The organism is Pseudomonas sp. D8002 (assembly GCF_013385695.1).
Lineage (GTDB): Bacteria > Pseudomonadota > Gammaproteobacteria > Pseudomonadales > Pseudomonadaceae > Aquipseudomonas.
In genome coordinates, this window is the sequence record NZ_JACAPM010000008.1 from 69899 (window position 1) to 88476 (window position 18578).

Annotated in this window: 18 protein-coding genes and 1 tRNA gene; 10 read left to right on the top strand and 9 right to left on the bottom strand. The window is 60.1% G+C overall.

From position 1 onward, the window contains the following. Window positions 1-358 precede the first annotated feature (358 nt). The 4 genes from HX807_RS05390 (at window position 359) to HX807_RS05405 (ending at window position 2016) form a co-directional block, all read left to right on the top strand. Window positions 359-589 (top strand): DUF2790 domain-containing protein, encoded by a 231-nt coding sequence (locus tag HX807_RS05390; protein WP_003218078.1) that lies wholly within the window; start codon window positions 359-361, stop codon window positions 587-589. A 226-nt stretch (window positions 590-815) separates the two neighbouring features. Then, window positions 816-1061, top strand: coding sequence for a hypothetical protein (locus HX807_RS31920; protein WP_166742135.1), 246 nt, complete (start codon window positions 816-818; stop codon window positions 1059-1061). A 15-nt stretch (window positions 1062-1076) separates the two neighbouring features. Then, window positions 1077-1152, top strand: a tRNA-Thr gene (locus tag HX807_RS05400). A gap of 522 nt (window positions 1153-1674) precedes the next feature. After that, window positions 1675-2016: a DUF6124 family protein gene (locus tag HX807_RS05405; protein WP_003218106.1), complete on the top strand. Its 342-nt coding sequence runs from the start codon at window positions 1675-1677 to the stop codon at window positions 2014-2016. 68 nt (window positions 2017-2084) lie between these two features. On the opposite strand, the gene HX807_RS05410 is transcribed toward HX807_RS05405, so the two are convergent. Genes HX807_RS05410 through HX807_RS05420 form a run of 3 tightly spaced genes read right to left on the bottom strand, consistent with a single transcriptional unit; the run spans window position 2085 to window position 3689 of the window. Then, the gene (locus tag HX807_RS05410) at window positions 2085-2795 is read right to left on the bottom strand and encodes an SDR family NAD(P)-dependent oxidoreductase (RefSeq protein ID WP_003218108.1); all 711 of its coding nucleotides are present in this window, start codon (window positions 2793-2795) and stop codon (window positions 2085-2087) included. Between the two features lie 31 nt (window positions 2796-2826). Continuing rightward, complete coding sequence (locus HX807_RS05415; protein WP_177049454.1) at window positions 2827-3477, bottom strand: DsbA family oxidoreductase; 651 nt, start codon at window positions 3475-3477, stop codon at window positions 2827-2829. Then, on the bottom strand, window positions 3474-3689 hold the full coding sequence (locus HX807_RS05420; RefSeq protein ID WP_003218111.1) for a 4-oxalocrotonate tautomerase family protein: 216 nt from the start codon (window positions 3687-3689) through the stop codon (window positions 3474-3476). The genes HX807_RS05415 and HX807_RS05420 overlap by 4 nt, the downstream gene beginning before the upstream one ends. A gap of 259 nt (window positions 3690-3948) precedes the next feature. On the opposite strand from HX807_RS05420, the gene HX807_RS05425 reads away from it, so the two are divergent. After that, complete coding sequence (locus HX807_RS05425) at window positions 3949-4722, top strand: alpha/beta fold hydrolase (RefSeq protein ID WP_177049455.1); 774 nt, start codon at window positions 3949-3951, stop codon at window positions 4720-4722. 72 nt (window positions 4723-4794) lie between these two features. On the opposite strand, the gene HX807_RS05430 is transcribed toward HX807_RS05425, so the two are convergent. Both HX807_RS05430 and HX807_RS05435 read right to left on the bottom strand, forming a co-directional pair. After that, window positions 4795-6081, bottom strand: coding sequence for an OprD family porin (locus HX807_RS05430; protein ID WP_003218115.1), 1287 nt, complete (start codon window positions 6079-6081; stop codon window positions 4795-4797). 272 nt (window positions 6082-6353) lie between these two features. Next, window positions 6354-7061, bottom strand: coding sequence for a DsbA family protein (locus HX807_RS05435; RefSeq protein ID WP_003213244.1), 708 nt, complete (start codon window positions 7059-7061; stop codon window positions 6354-6356). 227 nt (window positions 7062-7288) lie between these two features. On the opposite strand from HX807_RS05435, the gene HX807_RS05440 reads away from it, so the two are divergent. Then, window positions 7289-9361, top strand: coding sequence for a TonB-dependent siderophore receptor (locus HX807_RS05440; protein ID WP_177049456.1), 2073 nt, complete (start codon window positions 7289-7291; stop codon window positions 9359-9361). Between the two features lie 169 nt (window positions 9362-9530). Here the strand turns inward: HX807_RS05440 and HX807_RS05445 are convergent, their stop codons facing one another. The 4 genes from HX807_RS05445 to HX807_RS05460 form a co-directional block, all read right to left on the bottom strand. Beyond that, a complete protein-coding gene (locus tag HX807_RS05445; RefSeq protein WP_003213240.1) occupies window positions 9531-9743 on the bottom strand; it encodes a hypothetical protein in 213 nt (70 codons plus the stop codon). 243 nt (window positions 9744-9986) lie between these two features. Then, entirely contained in the window at window positions 9987-11093 is a 1107-nt protein-coding gene (aguA, locus tag HX807_RS05450; RefSeq protein WP_102604451.1) for an agmatine deiminase, read from the bottom strand. Between the two features lie 6 nt (window positions 11094-11099). Beyond that, entirely contained in the window at window positions 11100-11978 is an 879-nt protein-coding gene (gene aguB / locus HX807_RS05455; RefSeq protein ID WP_177036533.1) for an N-carbamoylputrescine amidase, read from the bottom strand. Between the two features lie 125 nt (window positions 11979-12103). Further along, complete coding sequence (locus tag HX807_RS05460) at window positions 12104-15013, bottom strand: aminotransferase (RefSeq protein ID WP_177049457.1); 2910 nt, start codon at window positions 15011-15013, stop codon at window positions 12104-12106. Window positions 15014-15193: 180 nt separating this feature from the next. Here HX807_RS05460 and rfbB point away from each other — a divergent pair, with 180 nt between their 5' ends. The 4 genes from rfbB to rfbD are packed head-to-tail and all read left to right on the top strand — an operon-like array spanning window position 15194 to window position 18568. Further along, window positions 15194-16276 (top strand): dTDP-glucose 4,6-dehydratase, encoded by a 1083-nt coding sequence (gene rfbB, locus HX807_RS05465; RefSeq protein ID WP_003213232.1) that lies wholly within the window; start codon window positions 15194-15196, stop codon window positions 16274-16276. After that, window positions 16273-17148, top strand: coding sequence for a glucose-1-phosphate thymidylyltransferase RfbA (gene rfbA / locus HX807_RS05470; protein ID WP_003213231.1), 876 nt, complete (start codon window positions 16273-16275; stop codon window positions 17146-17148). Before rfbB ends, rfbA begins: the two co-directional genes overlap by 4 nt. Next, entirely contained in the window at window positions 17145-17690 is a 546-nt protein-coding gene (rfbC, locus tag HX807_RS05475) for a dTDP-4-dehydrorhamnose 3,5-epimerase (RefSeq protein ID WP_003213229.1), read from the top strand. The genes rfbA and rfbC overlap by 4 nt, the downstream gene beginning before the upstream one ends. Continuing rightward, complete coding sequence (gene rfbD / locus HX807_RS05480) at window positions 17687-18568, top strand: dTDP-4-dehydrorhamnose reductase (protein ID WP_134325556.1); 882 nt, start codon at window positions 17687-17689, stop codon at window positions 18566-18568. Before rfbC ends, rfbD begins: the two co-directional genes overlap by 4 nt. The last annotated feature ends 10 nt before the right edge of the window (window positions 18569-18578 follow it).

The window sequence follows — 18578 nt, forward strand, 5'->3', positions numbered from 1 at the left end:
GGAAAAATTGCTTAGCTGACGAATCAAATTACAACTTAGTAATTAACCGCCAACGTTCCGTAAACCGGGTTAAACGATTCCGCTATTTATATGACGTTTAATATTTCGAAACAGAATACGGTAAGACTCACCTTATTCAAGGGAAAAACGATGACCGTTATGTCGAAAACATCTAAGAGAAAGACCTTGAGGCACTAATACCTCTAATGGATATGTTTCTGTATCAAGTTGTATGCAATCCCCTTCTCAACACATGCCGAGGCAAAACGCCGGGTGCATGACACAGGCCGGATACCTCCCGGGCGCTCAATAGGCTCCAACGCAACACACACCCTATTGAACCTCAGAGGACACCACCATGAACCGCAACACCCTCATCGCCAGCAGCCTGTTTGCCTTGCTCAACGTTGCCGCCTTTTCGGCCCAGGCCAGCCCCAAGCTGGATGTACAGCAGGTACTGTCGACCGTGGACGATGGAGGCGCGGCGTGTGGCGTGGTGAATGCGCGGATGACCTACCTGGATTCCCACGGGCAGAAGCGGGTGTTTGAGTACAAGAAATTTGCTGATTCGTGTAACGAAGGCAGCTAACACGGTGAACAGCAAAACCTGTGGCAAGGGAGCTTGCTCCCGCTGGAGTGCGCAGCGCTCCCACTGTTTTGGGCCTGCTGCGCAGCCCAGCGGGAGCAAGCTCCCTCGCCACAAAACCTCATCTGAAGCTAAATGGCTTTAACCGCGAATACGGTGCTCGGTGAACTCATAATCCTCCTGGCAATCGCCAGTCGGGTCCGCCGCCACACCAGGTGCCGTTCTCGGTTTGAATCGGCTGGGTTTGCTGCGCATCGCGGAAAAACGTGATGGTGAAGCGGCCGCCGGGCTTGAGGTTATTGTTCCAGGACAGGAACTGGCACTTGCCGCTTTCTGCACGCAGGCCTTTCCAGTGATCCAGCGCATGGGATTGGCGGGGCTGGGGTGGCTGAAACGAGGCCGCGCAGAGAAAACCCGGTCGGTTGCAAAAATAGTCAGAATTCAGGGGTTTACAGATGCTTGCCAATCGCTATAATCGTCGCCCTAACACGCCGGTATAGCTCAGTTGGTAGAGCAACTGACTTGTAATCAGTAGGTCCCGGGTTCGACTCCTGGTGCCGGCACCATACAAAACGAAGCCCTCGCAGAAATGCGGGGGCTTTGTTGTTTCTGGGGTGTTCATATTCTGTCTACGCCTGGCGCCCCAACTGAACAAGCCGGTGAGCCTCCAGAAAGATCAATTCCTGTAGCGAAGTCCCGCCTTCAGCGTTTTATGCAGAATTATGGGTAGCCAATAATTATGGCGTATCCATAAAAAGAGCTAATTCATGAGCACATGCCGCTGCGGCCCCGAATTTTCGTACACCCATATCAGCTTGCCTCCCCATCCTCCACCCCGCTAACCTCCCCCAGTCGCTGCAAAATCAGCGGCCGGATGTGGAAGTCCGTACTATGGCTAAAGGCGCTCAAACGCCCATGAACACCTGCCGGCGTTTTTTTTCGCCTGTATTCTTGTGTTATGGCGGCTGTGTGCGGGGCACTTCGGTGCGCCGGGTTCCTTTAGCCCCGGTCTTCCACACCTGCGCACAGCTGCCACCCTCATGTGGAAGTGAGATTGGCAGTTCCTGAATCGCTAAAGGAGCTTCGCCATGTTCAAGGTCACACCCAACCCGCCTCAAGCCCCAATCGACGCCAAGCTTCATGCCGCCGCACAGCGGGCGATTGATCATTACTTGCACCCATCAGACGATGCAGAACCTGCGGCGCGTCCAGGCAGTAATCTGTTCTCCGTTTCGCCCGATGTGGATACCGAAACGCTGCTGGCCAATGCCGCAGAAACCCTCTCATCAGCCAACGAGATGGTCTCGAATCTGGCATTTGAGTTGGAAGGATCACAAAGGGCAGTGGCATTGGGGATTCAGCAACTGATTGAGTTGAGTTCAATGCTGGTAGATCGAGCGTTGGAACAAGTCGCGCCTGCAACCCGTTAATTTCGACAGGCCAACAAAAAACGCCCCGAACGATCACTGTCCGGGGCGTTTTTATTCAGCCGTATCGCTTAGTGCCCAGCACTCTGCCCACCGTCCACATGCAGAATTTCCCCGGTCACAAACCCAGCCGATTCCAGGTACACAATCGCCTGCGCTATATCCCGCGCTTCACCCATGTGCCCCACCGGATGCAGGCTGCCCAACGCCGCATGCGTCTCTTCCCCATGCATCGGCGTTTTGATAATCCCTGGGCTCACCGCGTTCACGCGAATGCCGCGCTTGGCGTATTCAATCGCCAGCGATTTGGTGGCCGAGTTCAGCCCGCCTTTGGTCAGCGAGGCCAGCACCGACGGCACGCCATCAATCGCGTGGTCCACCAGGCTGGTGGTGATGTTGACGATGTGCCCGGCGCCCTGTTTCAGCATCTCGGTAATCGCCAGTTGGGTGATGTAGAAGAACCCGTTCAGGTTCACCGCCAACACGTTTACGTAGTCTTCGTGGGTGTAGCTGGTGAACGGTTTGGCAACGAAGATCCCAGCGTTGTTGATCAGGCTGTCGATGCGGCCAAAACGCGCTACGCCTTCGCGGATGACGCGCTCGGCGGTGGCCGGGTCGGCGATGTCGCCGGCCACGGTGAGGATGTCCGGATCCGTCGACGGTTTGATCGAACGGGAGGTGGCAACCACGCGGTAATCCAGCTCGCGGTAAGCCTTCACTGCAGCAGCGCCCAGGCCTTGGGATGCGCCGGTGATCACAACGACTTTTTTCGAATTGCTCATGATGAAACCTCTATAGGGAAAATGGGATGGTTCAAGCAGCCGCGGCGGACATTTCCCGCAGCATCTGTTCGTAGTAACTGACGGATTGCGACCCGGAGACCAACTGGCGGCCATTGAGGACCATGGCCGGTACGGAGTTGATGCCGTGCTCGCGGTAGAACGCTTCCAGCTCGCGCACTTCATTGGCGTAGGCGGTAGAGCCCAGCACCCGTCGTGCGCCTTCAATGTCCAGCCCGGCCTCGGCGGCCAGACGCGCCAGGGTTTCGTGGTCGCTGACGTTCTGGCCATCGCTGAAATACCCGCGCAACAGCGCCTTTTTCAGCTCGAGCTGGCGCCCTTGCTGCAACGCCCAGAACAGCAACCGATGGGCGTCGAAGGTGTTGTAGAAGTGGCTGCGCTTTTCCAGGTCGAAGGTGAAGCCGATGGCCGCGCCTCGCTCCATCAACATCCTTTTGCCGCTGGCAACTTCTTCAGCGCTGCGCCCGTATTTGCGCATCATGTGGGCAACGGCGTTTTCGCCTTCGGCCGGCATGTCGGGGTTGAGTTCGAAGGGTTTGAAGGTCAGTTCAACCGTCACTTCACCCGCCAGGTTGTCGATGGCTTGTTCCAGGGCGGTGGCGCCGAGGGCGCACCACGGGCACACCACGTCGGAGATGAAGTCGATGGTGACAGGCGTGCTCATGACGGATTTTCCGCGAGCTGTTTGCGGTACTGGGTGGTGGTGATGCCGGCGTAGCCCCAGTTATCGGTGTCGACTTCTTCAATGACGATGTGGGTCAGGTCGGGGCGTTTGTTGAGGACGCGTTCGAGGGTTTCGGTGATCTCGGCAATGACCTGGGCTTTCTGCTCCGAGGTAACGCCGTCGCGGGTGATACGTACGCTGACAAATGGCATGACAAGGCTCCAGTGACTTGCCCATCGACATGGTGGGCAGGCAGTGAGGCCAATTTAAGAGGTTGCCTGAGGTGGATAAAGGTGGGGCGGAGTACTTCATTAGTGATGCCATGTAATCAATCGAGACGTCCGGCGCTGCGTTTTTTTTACTGCTCCCTGGAATAACCCCCCTCCCCGCGCGTCTTGCCTACATGCTTAAGGCAGGCTGCAAACGCCTTGAGTGCTGGCCGATAACCCCTCACTTACGGACGTGCCCCACATGCTTAAATCCACAGTCAAAACCCTGTTGCTGCCTACACTGATGGCCGCCGCGATGCTCACCGGCCAGGCCTATGCCGCCACCCCGGCGCTATCGGACACCACCGTGGTGCTGGTGCACGGCGCCTTTGCCGATGGCTCCAGCTGGAACAAGGTGATTCCGCTGTTGCAGGCCAAAGGCTTGAAGGTGGTGGCGGTGCAAAACCCGCTGACGTCCCTGGCCGATGATGTGGCCGCCGCCCAGCGGGTGATTGATGCCCAGAGTGGGCGAGTGGTTCTGGTGGGCCATTCGTGGGCCGGCAGTGTGATCACACAGGGCGGCACCAGCGACAAGGTCAAGGCACTGGTTTATGTGGCCGCGTTCGCGCCGTCCGAGGGCCAGAGCTCTGCCGAGCCCGAGAAAGGCTACCCAACCCCGCCGGGTATCGAGACCATCAGTGCCGACGCTTCCGGCTACTTGTATTTGCCCGCCGCGTCCGTGGCGAAAAACTTCGCCCAGGACTTGCCTGCCGACCAGGCCAACCTGATTGCCGTGACCCAGGGGCCGATTCTGGGCAAGGCGTTCGACGATAAAATCACGGTCGCCGCCTGGAAAACCAAACCCAACTATTACATCGTCGCCGCCAAGGACCGCATGATCGACCCGGGCCTGGAGCAGGCCTACGCGAAGAAAATCAATGCCACCACCACCGTGGTGCAAACCAGCCATGTGCCGATGCTGTCGCAGCCGCAAAAGGTCGCAGATGTGATCATCGCAGCCGCCAGCAAGCGCTGATCGCAGGCATAAAAAAACCCCGAACCAGTCGGGGTTTTTTATCGCCTTGAATCAGGCGCGACGCCGAATCAATTAGAAAACGTTGATTGGGTAGTCGGCGAACAGGCGGATCTCGTTACCACCCACGTTGTAGTTGCTGGCGTTGTTGGAAACGCGCAACCACGACGCACGGGCACGCAGGCTCAGGTCTTTGGCCGGGCCGCTCTGTACTACGTATTTGAACTGGTTGAAGATTTCACGCTCGGTGCCACTGCCGCGGTTGGAACCGTCGTCAATGTTGGTGCCGCGCACGTAGGCGATGTTGTAGGTCAGGCCAGGCACGCCGAAGGCGCTGAAGTCCAGGCCGTAGCCTGCTTGCCAGGAGCGCTCGTCCTTGCCGTTGAAGTCAGACCAGTAGGAGTTGGCCAGCAGGATGGTGTTGCCACCGTCGCCGATGCCGCCTGCGTTGCGGTAGCCGCCGTACAGGTAACCGGTGTCACCGGTGCTGCGCTGGTGAGCCACGGTGAAGCTGTGCGGGCCAACGGCCCACGTGGCGCCCAGGCTCCAGATTTTGTTGTCGCGAGCGTCGGCGTCACCTTGGTTTTCCAGGGCGAAGCTACGGTCGAGCTTGGTCTTGTAGCCGTTGAAGTCGAAGGTCAACGATTGCTTCTCTGGCAGGGCCAGCACGTAGTTGACGTTGACGTATTGCTTCTTCAGCACGTCCTGCATGTTGGAAGCGTAGAGCGCTGCCGACAGGCTTTCGGTGAATTTGTAGCTACCGCCGATGTAGTCGATGCTTTTCAGCGCGCCACTGTCGGAACCCTCGGCGCTCTTGCGAGCTTCCTTGGTGAAGTGACCAGCGTCCAGCTGCAGGCCGGCGATTTCCTTGGAGACGATCGAGGTACCGGTATAGGTTTCGGACAACAGGCGGGAGTTGTCGTATTCCAGGACCGGCACGGCTGGCATCTGATCACCGTACTTGATCACGGTGTTGGAGATGCGTGCCTTGACGGCAGCGCCGCCCTTGGCCAGGTCGTTGGCCGCTTCGCCGCTGTCGCCTTGCTTGAAGAAGTCGATACCGCCAGCGCCGCTGCGACCTTTACCACCATCCAGGCGAATGGCGTATTGGCCGATCACGTCCACACCCACACCAACGGTGCCTTGGGTGAAACCGGATTCGAACTTGCCGATGAAGCCCTGGCCCCATTCGGCTTTGTCTTGCTTGCCGTTTTTGTAGTCGCGGCTGATGTAAGCGTTGCGTGCCGCGATGTTCAGGTGGCTGTCTTCAACAAAACCCTTCGATTGGGATTGGTCGTCAGCCATTGCTTGCGTAGCGCTCAAAATCCCCAGAGCGATCAGCCCCATCCGTTGCTTCAACATTTTCTTATATTCCTTATTACTGGTTGAGTACGCGCTGTGACACCAGGCTCCGTGTTGCTTTTCTGGTGTCGACTTTCCCAGATAAAAAAAGGCCCGCGGACGACGTGAAATGCCGCGGGCCTTTTTTTATTGGGGAAGTCATGGCGGTTAGCCACAGGCGTTGGGGCGAATCCTATCCGCGCCCTTTACTGTGTGTCAATTTCGTGAATCTTCTGTATTTAGGCTAAAAAAGTCTAAGAACCATTAAATAGCCATCATTGCGCAAGGCTCTATCAAGCGCTTCCTGGATCTGCACACCCCTGCAGGCCACACATTGGTGCACTCGATTGGGTGGGTTGAATCGAAATTGCGACTCTTTGTCTCAGCCACTCAACGAAGGCTTCTGGCTTGCCCAACCAGGGGCTGATATCGAGCAATTGCAGCTGCCCATTCTGCTCCAGGGCCAGTGTGGGGAAGCCCTGGCCGCCGACCTTTGCCAGCCATTGGCGGCTGTCATTGATGTGCGCTTGAGTTGCTGCGCCAAGGATTTCACTGAAAGCGGCGGTGAAGGCTTGGGGATCCAAACCGATGGATTCGGCCAGGGTCAGCAGCACGTCCTTATCGGCAATTCTGCGACCTTCGACGTAGTGCGCCGTTTGCAGACGCGCCAATAATTCCAGCCCGCGACCGGCAATTTTTTCTGCCGCCAGCACGGCGCTGGTCGGCGGGGCTGAATCGAACACCGCAGTATGGTCCCGCAACAAACCTTCGAAATACGCCTCGCCAAACGGTTGCCCGGTGTACTCGGCGATGCGCCGGTCGTGGGGCATTACGTAGTCACGCAACTGCGGCGATACGGATTGGCGATTCGCGCCGGTCATCATGCCGCCGCCGTGCAACTGGATCGGTAACACGCTCCGGGCGGCGCTCAGCAGCGGCTCGGCGCCGTAACACCAACCGCACAGCGGGTCGTAAATGTAGTGAAGTGTGGCTGCCGACATGACGGGCTCCGATGGATGTTGATGACCGGCAGATTAGTCTTACGCACAATTGGGAAAAACCCCGGATCGGTTTTCAGACTGTTTCGAGAATCGGTCGAATACCCTTGCAAAACATACGCCGTAACATTTTTCAGAAAGGTCCGCCCAGGAATAGATAACCTGCGCAAATAGTAAGCATTACCATTAACGCGCTTTTATTCTGCCAACCTTTTTGGATACACACCCCGATGCCTGCCCTTCGCCTGACGCCCATGACCCTTGGGCTCTCTGTCCTGCTGTCTGCCGGATTTACCTGCGCTGCCACTGTCCTGCCGGAAACCTCCGTGAGCGCCGAAGCTGAAGAGGACGACCCGCGCGTCAAGGAAACCAGCACCGCCACTCGCACGGCCACACCCGTGCGTTATGTGCCCCAGGCCATCGACTCGGTAAAAACCGACAACCTGCGTTCCTACGGCACCAATGACCTGGGCCAGGCCTTGAGCGGTATACCCAACGTCAGCAGCGGCGCCGACACACGGTTCGACAGCCTGCGCATCCGTGGCTTCGACGCCAGCAACGATTTCTACCTGGACGGCGTTCGCGACGACAGCCAATACGTGCGCGACCTGCACAACATCGAACGCATCGAAGTACTCAAGGGCCCGGCAGCCGTGTTGTACGGCCGCGGCGGCCAGGGCGGCATCGTCAACCGTGTGAGCAAGCTGCCCCAGGCCGGTCGCGCCTCCAGCATCGAGGCCCAGGGCGGCAGCAATGATTTGCGCAGCCTGTACGCCGACCTCAGCACCGACCCCACCGACACCATCAGCCTGCGCCTGAACATGGGCAACCAGGACAACAACAGTTTCCGCGACGGCGTCAGCGGCAATCGCCAACTGTTTGCGCCGTCCATGAGCTGGCAACTGAGCCCCGACCTGAACTGGCTGGTGCAGTACGAATACAGCCGCTACAACCGCACGCCGGACCGGGGCATTCCCGGGGTCAATGGGCGGCCGGCGGATGTCAGCCGCGGCACCACTTATGGTGACAAGCGCGATTACATCGACGACACGTCCCAATCCCTGCGTTCGCGGCTTGCCTATGAGCTGAACGACAGTTGGCAACTGCGCCATACGTTGGGCGTGTTCACCCTAGACAGCGACTTCGATAACACCTACGCCGTCAGCTACGACCCAAAAACCGGCAAGGTCGGGCGCCAGCGCTGGCAGCAGGACTTGACCACCCGCAACATCCTCAACAACGTCGAACTGGAAGGCGGCTTCACCACCTTCGGCCTGGAGCATCGCTTGCTCACCGGAGTGGAATTGGGCAACCAGCGCCGTGACCCGAAACTCTATCGAGCGCCGCTCGCCGCTGTGCCGAGCGTGGATGTGTACAACCCCAACCCGGACCTGCGCCACTACGGTCGCCTGCCGGCATTCAGCAGCAGTCACACCGAAGCGCAAAGCCAGGGCCTGTATGTGCAGGACCAACTGCGCCTGAACGATCAATGGCAACTGCTCGCCGGTTTGCGCTATGACCGCTTTGATGTGGAGTCCACCAACAAGCTGACCAAGGCCTCGGAGCAGGTCGTGAGCCACAGCACCAGCCCGCGCGTGGGCCTGGTCTGGACGCCGCTGGAACACCATTCGTTCTATGCCTCGTGGAGCAAGACGTTCTCGCCGACCGGCGGCGGCCTGATCGGCATCACGCCCAATGCCACGGGCAACGCCAACGACCTGAGCCCGGAGCTGACCAAACAGAAGGAAATCGGGGTCAAGAGCGACTGGCTCGACGACCGCCTGAGCACCACCCTGGCGGTGTATGAACTGGAGCTCTACAACCGCCGCACCCGCGACCCGCTTGACCCGACCATCACCCTGCTCAGCGGCGAGCAGCGTTCCCGTGGCGTGGAGTTGACCGCTACCGGCAAGATCATCGGCAACTGGTACGTGCGCGGTGGCGTCGGCCTGCAGGACGCCACGGTGGTGAAAGACAACAATGGATTTGAAGGCAAGCGCATCAGCGACGTGGCCAAGCGCAACGCGAGCCTGTTCGTCACCTGGAAACCGGAGATGGGCTGGTACGCGGAAACCGGGCTGACGCTGGTGGGTGAGCGCTATGCGGATAACGCCAACACGGTATTGTTGCCGGGCTATGGGCGTTGGGACGCACTGGCCGGGTTCCGGCAGAAGGAATGGGATGTGCGGGCGGCGCTGAACAATATCAGCGACAAGACGTACTACGCGTCAGCGACGAGTGCGGCGCAGATTCAGTTCGGCGACCCGCGCAGTCTGGTGGTGACCGGAACCTACAGTTTCTAACAGGCTTGCGTGGCGAGGGAGCTTGCTCCCGCTGGGGTGCGAAGCGCCCCCAAAATAGGCGACTGTGTTTTTTCAGATAGAACTCGATGATCTGTTTTGGGGCTGCTGCGCAGCCCAGCGGGAGCAAGCTCCCTCACCACAAGGTCCAGTGCAACATTGAAAACAACCGTCAGCCTTGCATCAATTCACACAACGCCTGCACCTCGTCCTCGCTGAACAGCCCCGCCGGGTACCGTTCGCTCATCACCCGGCGCGGGTCGGGCGTCCTGATCTGCCGCGAACCGTTTGCCTTCAACCAGAGCGCCAGCGCGTGGATCGCGTCACCGTTCACCCGCAAAGGGTGGAACGTGCGCGTGTACATCAGGTTGATATCGGCATTCATTTCAGCGCTCTCTCCGACGGCATGAGCGGCTAACTTACTCAAGGTTTATGACAGAACCGCTTAGTCATACACCGTGCTGTGTGTCGCAACAGCGATACAAGAGCTATGCCAATGTGCCCGGTTTGTCGGCACTTGCACACAAAAAAGCCCGCGAACCTGACGGGCCGCGGGCTTGCTGTGAGCGCGCAAAACATGGCGCACTCGATTGCCGTTAAACCCGGCACCAGGCTGTTACAAGTGCACTCAGTTTTTGTGCGGGGCCGGCTGTTGCTGGGTCAGGCAGTGGATGTTGCCACCCCCCAGTAACAGTTCGCGGCCAGGCACCATCACCACTTCATGCTGCGGGAACAGGCTTTGCAGAATCTCCTTGGCGCGGCTGTCCAGCGGGTCGTCGAAGCTCGGCGCGATGATGCCGCCGTTGACGATCAGGAAGTTGACGTAGGAACCGGCCAACCGCACGGTGGGATTGCGCTCCTGGGTGCCGTCTACCGGGTCCACGCCTGCGCATTCTTCCTCGGTGGCGTACAGCGGCCCCGGGATCGGCATTTTATGCACTGTGAACGAGCGGCCCTGGGCGTCGGTGCTGCTTTGCAGTACGTCCATGGCGGCATGGCAGCGCGCATAGTTCGGGTCTTGCGGGTCGTCGGTCCAGGCCAGCAACACTTCGCCCGGGCGTACGTAGCAGCAGAAGTTATCCACATGCCCGTCGGTTTCGTCGTTGAACAGGCCATCCGGCAACCAGATGATCTTATCCACCGCCAGGTTTGCGCTGAGCACCGCTTCGATTTCCTCACGCTGCAGGTGCGGGTTGCGATTGCGGTTAAGCAGGCATTCTTCGGTGGTGATCAGGGTGCCTTCGCCGTCGACGTGGATCGAACCGCCTTCCAGCACAAACCCTTCGGTGCGATAACGCGGGCTGCGCTCGATCTCGAGGATCTTGCCGCCCACCTGGGAGTCGCGGTTCCACGGCGAGTACAAGCCACCATCAAAACCGCCCCAGGCGTTGAAGTCCCAGTTCACACCGCGCACTTCACCGCTGTTGTTGATCACGAAGGTCGGCCCGGTATCGCGGACCCAGGCGTCGTCGCTGGACATTTCCACCAGGCGAATATTCGGCACGTCCAGGCGCGCCCGGGCGTTTTCGTACTGGCCGGCCGAGACCGCCACGGTCACCGGTTCAAAACGTGCGATGGCCTTGGCCACCGCCACATGGGCGGCCTGCGCCGGCTTGCCGCCCAGGCGCCAGTTGTCCGGGCGTTCGGGCCAGATCATCCAGGTCTGGGTCTGTGGCGCCCATTCGGCAGGCATGTAGAAGCCGTCGGCGCGGGGGGTGCTGTGCAAAGTGGTCATGGCGATTCAGGACTCCAGGGAACCGTCGAGGGTTTTAAGCGCACCATACAGGTTCGGACGGCGGTCGCGGAACGAACCCCAGGCGCTGCGAATGTGTTCAAGTTCATCGAGATCGAAGCGGTGCACCAGGATGCCTTCTTCGGTTTCGTTGAGTTCTTCTACTTTCTCGCCGAACTGATTGGCAATGAAGGACGAGCCGTAGAAAGTGATGTCGTAGCCGTCTTGCTCCTCGTTACCGATGCGGTTGCTGGCGATCAGCGGCATCAGGTTGGCGCCGGCATGGCCTTGCTGTACCCGCTGCCAGTGGTCACGGGACGAAATTGTCTTGTCGTGGGGCTCGCTGCCGATGGCGGTCGGGTAGAACAGGATTTGCGCGCCTTGCAGCGCCATGCTGCGGGCGGCTTCCGGGAACCACTGGTCCCAGCAGATGCCCACGCCGATCTTCGCGTAGCGGGTGTTCCACACCTTGAAGCCGGTGTCGCCGGGGTTGAAGTAATACTTTTCATGGTAGCCCGGGCCGTCCGGGATGTGGCTTTTCCGATAAATCCCGAGGTTGGAGCCGTCCGCGTCGATGATCGCAATGCTGTTGAAACGCGCGCGGCCGGCCAGTTCATAGAAACTGATGGGCAACACCACCTGCAGTTCCCGGGCGACCTTCTGGAAGTGCTTGATCGCGACGTTATCTTCAACCGTGGTCGCCAGTTGCAGGTAGTCCGGGTTCGGCTTCTGGCAGAAGTACGGGGCCTCGAACAGCTCCTGGATCAGGATGATCTGCGCGCCCTTGGCGGCGGCCTCACGCACCAGCCTTTCAGCGGTTTCGAGATTGGCATCAAGGTCCCAGGAACAGGCCATCTGGGTCGCGGCAACGGTAACGATACGGCTCATGAATCATCTCCTCGGCGGCGGGCAAGTGGACGCCTTTATAGCGGATAAAAATCGGCTTTTGAAGCTAATAAATATCCGCTCATCGAAAAATGATCAAATTTTACCGATAACAATCGAGTTTATTGTTACAAGCCTTCCTCCAGAACCTTCGCCAGCATGTCGACGAAGAAATCCACACTGTGCCGTGAGGTGACCATCGGCGGCTTGATCTTGAGGATGTTCAGGTAGTCGCCGGTGGGCTGCATGAAGATCCCCAGCTCCCGCAGCCGGTCACACAGCAGCGCAGTCTCTTCGGTGGCCGGTTCCAGGGTCTGTCGATCGCGGACCAATTCCAGCCCCAGGTAAAACCCGGAACCATGCACAGCGCCCACCAATGGATACTGCTCGACCAGCGCCTCCAACCGCGCCTTGAAGTGTCCGCCTACCTCCTGGGCGTTTTCCCACAGCTTTTCTTCCTCCATCACATCCAGCACCGCCATGCCGATCCGGCAACTCACCGGGCTGCCTCCCGATGAGGAGAAGAAGTAACCCTCGGCCTCCAGCGCCTCGGCGATTTCCCGGCGGGTGATCACCGCGCCCAACGGCTGGCCATTGCCCATGCCCTTGGCCATGGTGATGATGTCCGGCACCACGCCCTGCTCTTCAAAGCCCCAGAAGAAATGCCCCATGCGGCCGTAGCCCACCTGCACTTCGTCGGCGATGCACACGCCGCCCTGCTCACGAACCAGCGCGTACACCTGCTGCAAATATCCCGGCGGCAAGGAAATCCCGCCGGCATTGCCATACACCGGCTCGCAAATGAAACCCGCCAGCTGGCGATTCTGCGCGGCGATTTTCGCCAGGTTGTGTTCCACGCTGCGTACGTAGTCGGGGGCGCTGTCCTGCCCGCGAAACTCGCCGCGATAGGTATTCGGCGCGGTCACCGGGTGCACCCAGTCCGGGCGGCTGCTCAAGGCTTGGGGGTTGTCGGCAATCGAGGTCGACACCGCATCCGCCGCCACCGACCAGCCGTGGTACGCCTCCAGCACGCTGAGCATGTCGCGCCCACCGCTGTAGGCCCAGGCCAGGCGAATCGCCAGGTCGTTGGCCTCGGTGCCGCTGTTGACCAGAAACACCCGGTCCATGGAGTCCGGCGCCAGCGCCAGCAAACGCTCGGAGAATTCGGCAATCGCCGCATAGTGGAAGCGCGAGTTGGTGTTGAGCAGCGACCATTGCCGCGCCGCCACCTCGGCCATGCGCGGGTGACCGTGGCCGAGGACGGCGACGTTGTTGAGCATGTCGAGGTAGGAACGGCCCTGCATGTCGATCAAATGGTTGCGCCAGCCGCGCTCGATGCGCGGCGGGTCGACGTAATAGTGCTTCTGCGAGCGGGCGAAACTGGCGTCCCGACGCGCCAGCAGGGCTTCGGGGTCCAGCTCCGGCTCGGCGTCGCAGGCTAGTCCCAGCAAGGTAGCCGGGGATGGGCAGAGCGTTTGCCATGCCGCCGCCCGGGAAGGCGAGCAGAACAGCGGCGGCTCAAGCTCGGCGCGGCACAGTTGTACTGTCAGCGGCGCGACCACGTCGCCGATTACCTGGCCTTTTACCACTGCGGCGCCGTGCTTCAACAAGGCGTTCACGCCCCACAACCGAACACTCAACTGGGCGCTATGCAGGCTCAGCAGGCCGTCGGCGCCATGGCGCAAGGTGCCGGCGAACGGTGCTTCCACCGTGGCGCCCAAGGGCATGTGCAGTTCTACGTGAAGCGCGAAGGTGTCCGGCTCCACGGCACTGTCTGGTTGGGTGCGGGACAGACGGTATTGACCATAACGACTGGCTGCCAGGCCATGGACCACGGCCGCTTGTTCCAGCAATCGGCGATCAATGCCCTCCTGCTCCCAGTTACCGGCCTCGAAATGCGGGCTGAGCACGCCCAGATCGATCAACGCGAATTCACGCCCAACGAGCCCCGGCAACAAAGGCGCGAAGCCTTCACCGACAATCGGCGGCAATTCGGCACCGACGCAGTTCAGGATCGCCGCCTCCATCAATTCAAAGGGCACCGAGGTGGCTACGTGGAAAATTTCCCACTCATGCTCGGCATTCTTCAACAGGTACGCGTTATCCGGGTCCAGGCGTTGCTGCTGTTCACTGCTCAGCACCAACACCGCGGCCCGCGCGACGATCAGCGGCCATAGCACCTGCAACTCCTCGTGCTGCAACGGCGTGATCCGGTGGCACGCCTGGATCGCCGGCAGGATTGCGAACGGATCACCCTCGGCATGATGCAGCAGCGCCGCGCAGGTCACCGACAGGTCGGCAATGCGCCAGGTGCGCACCAGGTCGCCAAAATCGATCACGCCTTCAATCTGCCAATTCCGCTGGGCATCACGCTGCCAGACCACGTTGTCATCGGTGATGTCCATGTGCACGGCTTGCCAGGGCAAGCGGTCGGCCAACGGCCGCAGACGCTGCCCGACCTGCTCCACCACGCGCTCCAGCCCGGCCCGATGCGGGAGGTTTTCGAGGGTCGACAGCAAATGAGTGATCAGCTCAAGGGCATGGCGTGGGTCCCATTGCAGGGTACGTTCCAGGCCCGGATGCTCGAAGTCGGCCAGCGCCTGGCTCATCCGCCCGCAGAGTTCGCCGAAGCCTGCGATCACCTCGCGCCCCAGATGGGGCAGATGGGTCAGCGGCTGGCCGTCGATGTAGTCCAGCAACCGCAGGTGCACGGTTTGCCCGGCGACGGTCTCGGTCAGCAGTTCTTCGCCAGCAAGCGACGAGATCACCTTGGGCACCCGTACACACGAATGGCCCTGCAGATGCTTCAAAGCGGCGTGCTGGGCCTGCAACTCGACGGCGGCGTAGTCGCCCCGGCAGATTTTCAGCACAAAGCGGCCACGCTCGCTGTCGATACGGTAATTGAGGTCTTGCTGGCTGCCGAGGGACTGCAACGCCCCACCCAGGCCGTAATGCTGCTCAAGTAGCTGCGTCGCAGGCACAGGCCCGACTTGCGGGCATGGCAGGCTGGCGCGATGAATCAACGTGGCGAGCAACATGTGAAGACCCCTGGTGTTTTTATCAGGCGCCTATATCGCCATTGTTGAAGGGGGTTACGCAACCCCTGCAAATACGGTGTTTCGGCACGCAAATTGCCATCGGGCCTTGCACCGTCTCGCGCCACAACTCAAGCTATGCTCCATTCGCTTAATGTCCGTCTAAGGAAAAGGGCTTCCGACATGCGCATTCTCATCACCGGCGGCGCCGGATTCATCGGTTCCGCTCTGATCCGGCACCTGATTCAACACACCGAGCACGAAGTGCTCAACCTGGACAAACTGACCTACGCAGGCAACCTTGAGTCGCTGACCAGCATCGCCAGCGATAGCCGTTATGAGTTCGTCCAGGCCGACATCATCGACCAGGCCACCGTCAGCGCCATACTGACGCGCTTTGAGCCCCACGCGATCATGCACCTGGCGGCCGAGTCCCATGTGGACCGTTCCATCGACGGCCCGTCGGATTTTATCCAGACCAATATCGTCGGCACCTACAGCCTGCTGGAGGCCGCACGCGGTTATTGGCAGAAGCTGGAAGAGCCGGCCAAGAGTGCCTTCCGCTTCCACCACATCTCCACCGATGAAGTGTATGGCGACCTGCACGGCGTCGATGACCTGTTCACCGAAACCACGCCCTACGCCCCAAGCTCGCCGTACTCGGCCAGCAAGGCCGCGTCCGATCACCTGGTACGCGCCTGGCAGCGCACTTACGGCCTGCCGGTGCTGTTGACCAACTGCTCGAACAACTACGGCCCGTTCCACTTCCCCGAGAAGCTGATCCCGCTGGTGATCCTCAACGCCCTGGCGGGCAAACCGTTGCCGGTGTACGGCGATGGCCTGCAAGTGCGCGACTGGCTGTTCGTCGAAGACCACGCCCGCGCGCTGTTCAAAGTGGTGACTGAAGGTGTGGTAGGCGAGACCTACAACATCGGCGGTCACAACGAGCAGAAGAATATCGATGTGGTGCGCAGCATCTGCGGCCTGCTGGAAGAGTTGGCGCCACAACGCCCGGCGGGCGTGGAGAAATTCACTGACCTGATCACCTTCGTCAAGGATCGCCCGGGCCACGACCAGCGCTACGCGATCGACGCCAGCAAGATCGAACGCGAGCTGGGCTGGGTGCCCGAAGAAACCTTTGAAACCGGCCTGCGCAAAACCGTGCAGTGGTACCTCGATAACCTGGAATGGTGCCGCAGGGTCCAGGACGGCAGTTATCAGGGTGAACGACTGGGTAACACTGACTTTAAGGATCTGATCGCATGATGAAGGGAATCGTATTGGCCGGTGGCTCCGGCACCCGTTTGCACCCCATTACACTGGGTGTTTCCAAGCAACTGCTGCCGGTGTATGACAAGCCGATGATCTACTACCCGATCTCGGTGCTGATGCTGGCCGGGATCAAGGAAATCCTCGTGATCTCAACCCCGGCAGACCTGCCGCAATACCGCAACCTGCTGGGCGATGGCAGCCAGTTTGGCGTGCGTTTTACCTACGCCGAACAACCGTCGCCGGACGGCCTGGCACAAGCGTTCTTGATTGGCGAAGAGTTCATCGGCGATGATCCGGTGTGCCTGATCCTGGGCGACAACATCTTCCACGGCCAGCATTTCGGCGACCAACTGCGCACTGCTGCAGAGCGCCCATCTGGTGCCACGGTGTTCGGTTACTGGGTGAAGGACCCGGAGCGTTTCGGCGTGATCGATTTCGACAGCGAAGGCCGCGCACTTTCCATTGAGGAAAAACCCGCCAAGCCAAAGTCAAGCTACGCGGTGACCGGCCTGTATTTCTACGACAACGACGTGATCAAGATCGCCAAGGCGGTCAAGCCATCGCCGCGCGGCGAATTGGAAATCACCGACGTCAACAACGCCTACCTCCAGCGCGGCGACCTGCACGTAGAACGCTTCGGCCGTGGCTTTGCCTGGCTGGACACCGGGACCCACGACAGCCTGCTGGAAGCCTCGACGTACGTTCAGACCATCGAACACCGCCAAGGCCTGAAAGTGGCGTGCCTGGAAGAAATCGCTTACGAGAACGGCTGGATCGACCGTGATCATTTACTGGAACGGGCCAAATATTTTGGCAAAACCGGCTATGGTCAGTACTTGTTCACTCTCGCTGGGGAAACTAAATGAATGTAACCGCCACTGAACTGCCCGGTGTATTGATCATCGAGCCGAAGGTTTTTGGCGATGAGCGCGGCTTTTTTTATGAAAGTTTCAACGCCCGGGCTTTCGCCCAGGCGACCGGTTTGCAACAAGAGTTTGTGCAGGACAACCATTCGCGCTCTCAAAAGGGTGTGCTGCGTGGCCTGCATTACCAAGTGGAACACGCTCAAGGCAAGCTGGTGCGTGTAACCGCCGGTGAAGTGCTGGACGTGGCGGTGGATATCCGTCGCGGCTCACCACTTTTCGGCAAATGGGCCAGCGTGCATTTATCCGCGGAGAATAATCGCCAGCTGTGGATTCCACCGGGATTTGCACATGGTTTTGTGGTGCTCAGCGACTACGCCGAGTTCCTCTACAAAACCACGGATTACTACACGCCCTCGGCAGAACGCTGCATTCGCTGGGACGATCCGGACCTCAACATCAACTGGCAACTGACCGGCACGCCAACCTTGTCCGCCAAGGACCAGAACGGTAAAAGCCTGAAAGAAGCCGACCTGTTCCCATGAACAGCCCGTTGAAAATCCTCATCAGCGGCCAACACGGCCAGGTCTCCCGGGAGCTGCAACAGCGCCTCCAGGGCCTGGGCGAGTTGGTCGTGTTGGGCCGCGACCAGCTTGACCTGACCCGTCCCGAGCAGGTCCGCGACCAAGTACGCGCCCATCGCCCGGGCCTGATCATCAACGCAGCCGCCCATACGGCCGTCGATCAAGCCGAGAGCGAGCCGGACGTGGCCTTCGCCATCAACGCCACCGCGCCCGGGATTTTTGCCGAGGAAGCCAAGGCACTGGGCATTCCGCTGATTCACTATTCCACCGACTACGTGTTCGACGGCAGCAAGGCCGCGCCCTACAACGAGGACGACGCAACCAACCCGCTGGGCGTCTATGGCGCAAGCAAGCTGGCGGGCGAACAGGCGATCGCGGCCGTCGGCGGTGAACACCTGATCCTGCGCACCAGCTGGGTCTACTCGACCCACGGCAAGAACTTCCTGCTGACCATGCAACGCCTGCTGCAGGAAAAACCGCAGATGCGCATCGTCGCCGACCAGATCGGCGCGCCGACCTGGGCCGGGACCATCGCCAACAGCACCCGTACACTGATCGAGCGCTGGCAGGCGGGCCAGGCCGGGGATTGGGGTGTCTACCACCTGACGGCCCAGGGCGAGACCTCGTGGTTCGGCTTTGCCCAGGCCATCGGCAAGCAACTACGGGCCAACGGTCGTGCCTGCGCCGAGCTGGAAGCGATTCCCTCCAGCGCCTATCCAACGCCGGCCAGGCGCCCGCTGAACTCGCGCCTCGATTGCAGCCGCCTGCAACAGCAATGGCATGTCTCGCAACCGCAGTGGCATGACGCATTGCGCGAGTGTCTTGCCGAGCAGCACTAGGCATAATGCG

What these genes read in the sequence shown, in the direction of transcription:
- HX807_RS05390 (WP_003218078.1), top strand. Translation starts at nt 359, where the DNA reads ATGAACCGCAACACCCTCATCGCCAGCAGCCTGTTTGCCTTGCTCAAC.
- HX807_RS05405 (WP_003218106.1), top strand. Translation starts at nt 1,675, where the DNA reads ATGTTCAAGGTCACACCCAACCCGCCTCAAGCCCCAATCGACGCCAAG.
- HX807_RS05410 (WP_003218108.1), bottom strand. Translation starts at nt 2,795, where the DNA reads ATGAGCAATTCGAAAAAAGTCGTTGTGATCACCGGCGCATCCCAAGGC.
- HX807_RS05415 (WP_177049454.1), bottom strand. Translation starts at nt 3,477, where the DNA reads ATGAGCACGCCTGTCACCATCGACTTCATCTCCGACGTGGTGTGCCCG.
- HX807_RS05420 (WP_003218111.1), bottom strand. Translation starts at nt 3,689, where the DNA reads ATGCCATTTGTCAGCGTACGTATCACCCGCGACGGCGTTACCTCGGAG.
- HX807_RS05425 (WP_177049455.1), top strand. Translation starts at nt 3,949, where the DNA reads ATGCTTAAATCCACAGTCAAAACCCTGTTGCTGCCTACACTGATGGCC.
- HX807_RS05430 (WP_003218115.1), bottom strand. Translation starts at nt 6,081, where the DNA reads ATGTTGAAGCAACGGATGGGGCTGATCGCTCTGGGGATTTTGAGCGCT.
- HX807_RS05435 (WP_003213244.1), bottom strand. Translation starts at nt 7,061, where the DNA reads ATGTCGGCAGCCACACTTCACTACATTTACGACCCGCTGTGCGGTTGG.
- HX807_RS05440 (WP_177049456.1), top strand. Translation starts at nt 7,289, where the DNA reads ATGCCTGCCCTTCGCCTGACGCCCATGACCCTTGGGCTCTCTGTCCTG.
- HX807_RS05445 (WP_003213240.1), bottom strand. Translation starts at nt 9,743, where the DNA reads ATGAATGCCGATATCAACCTGATGTACACGCGCACGTTCCACCCTTTG.
- aguA (WP_102604451.1), bottom strand. Translation starts at nt 11,093, where the DNA reads ATGACCACTTTGCACAGCACCCCCCGCGCCGACGGCTTCTACATGCCT.
- aguB (WP_177036533.1), bottom strand. Translation starts at nt 11,978, where the DNA reads ATGAGCCGTATCGTTACCGTTGCCGCGACCCAGATGGCCTGTTCCTGG.
- HX807_RS05460 (WP_177049457.1), bottom strand. Translation starts at nt 15,013, where the DNA reads ATGTTGCTCGCCACGTTGATTCATCGCGCCAGCCTGCCATGCCCGCAA.
- rfbB (WP_003213232.1), top strand. Translation starts at nt 15,194, where the DNA reads ATGCGCATTCTCATCACCGGCGGCGCCGGATTCATCGGTTCCGCTCTG.
- rfbA (WP_003213231.1), top strand. Translation starts at nt 16,273, where the DNA reads ATGATGAAGGGAATCGTATTGGCCGGTGGCTCCGGCACCCGTTTGCAC.
- rfbC (WP_003213229.1), top strand. Translation starts at nt 17,145, where the DNA reads ATGAATGTAACCGCCACTGAACTGCCCGGTGTATTGATCATCGAGCCG.
- rfbD (WP_134325556.1), top strand. Translation starts at nt 17,687, where the DNA reads ATGAACAGCCCGTTGAAAATCCTCATCAGCGGCCAACACGGCCAGGTC.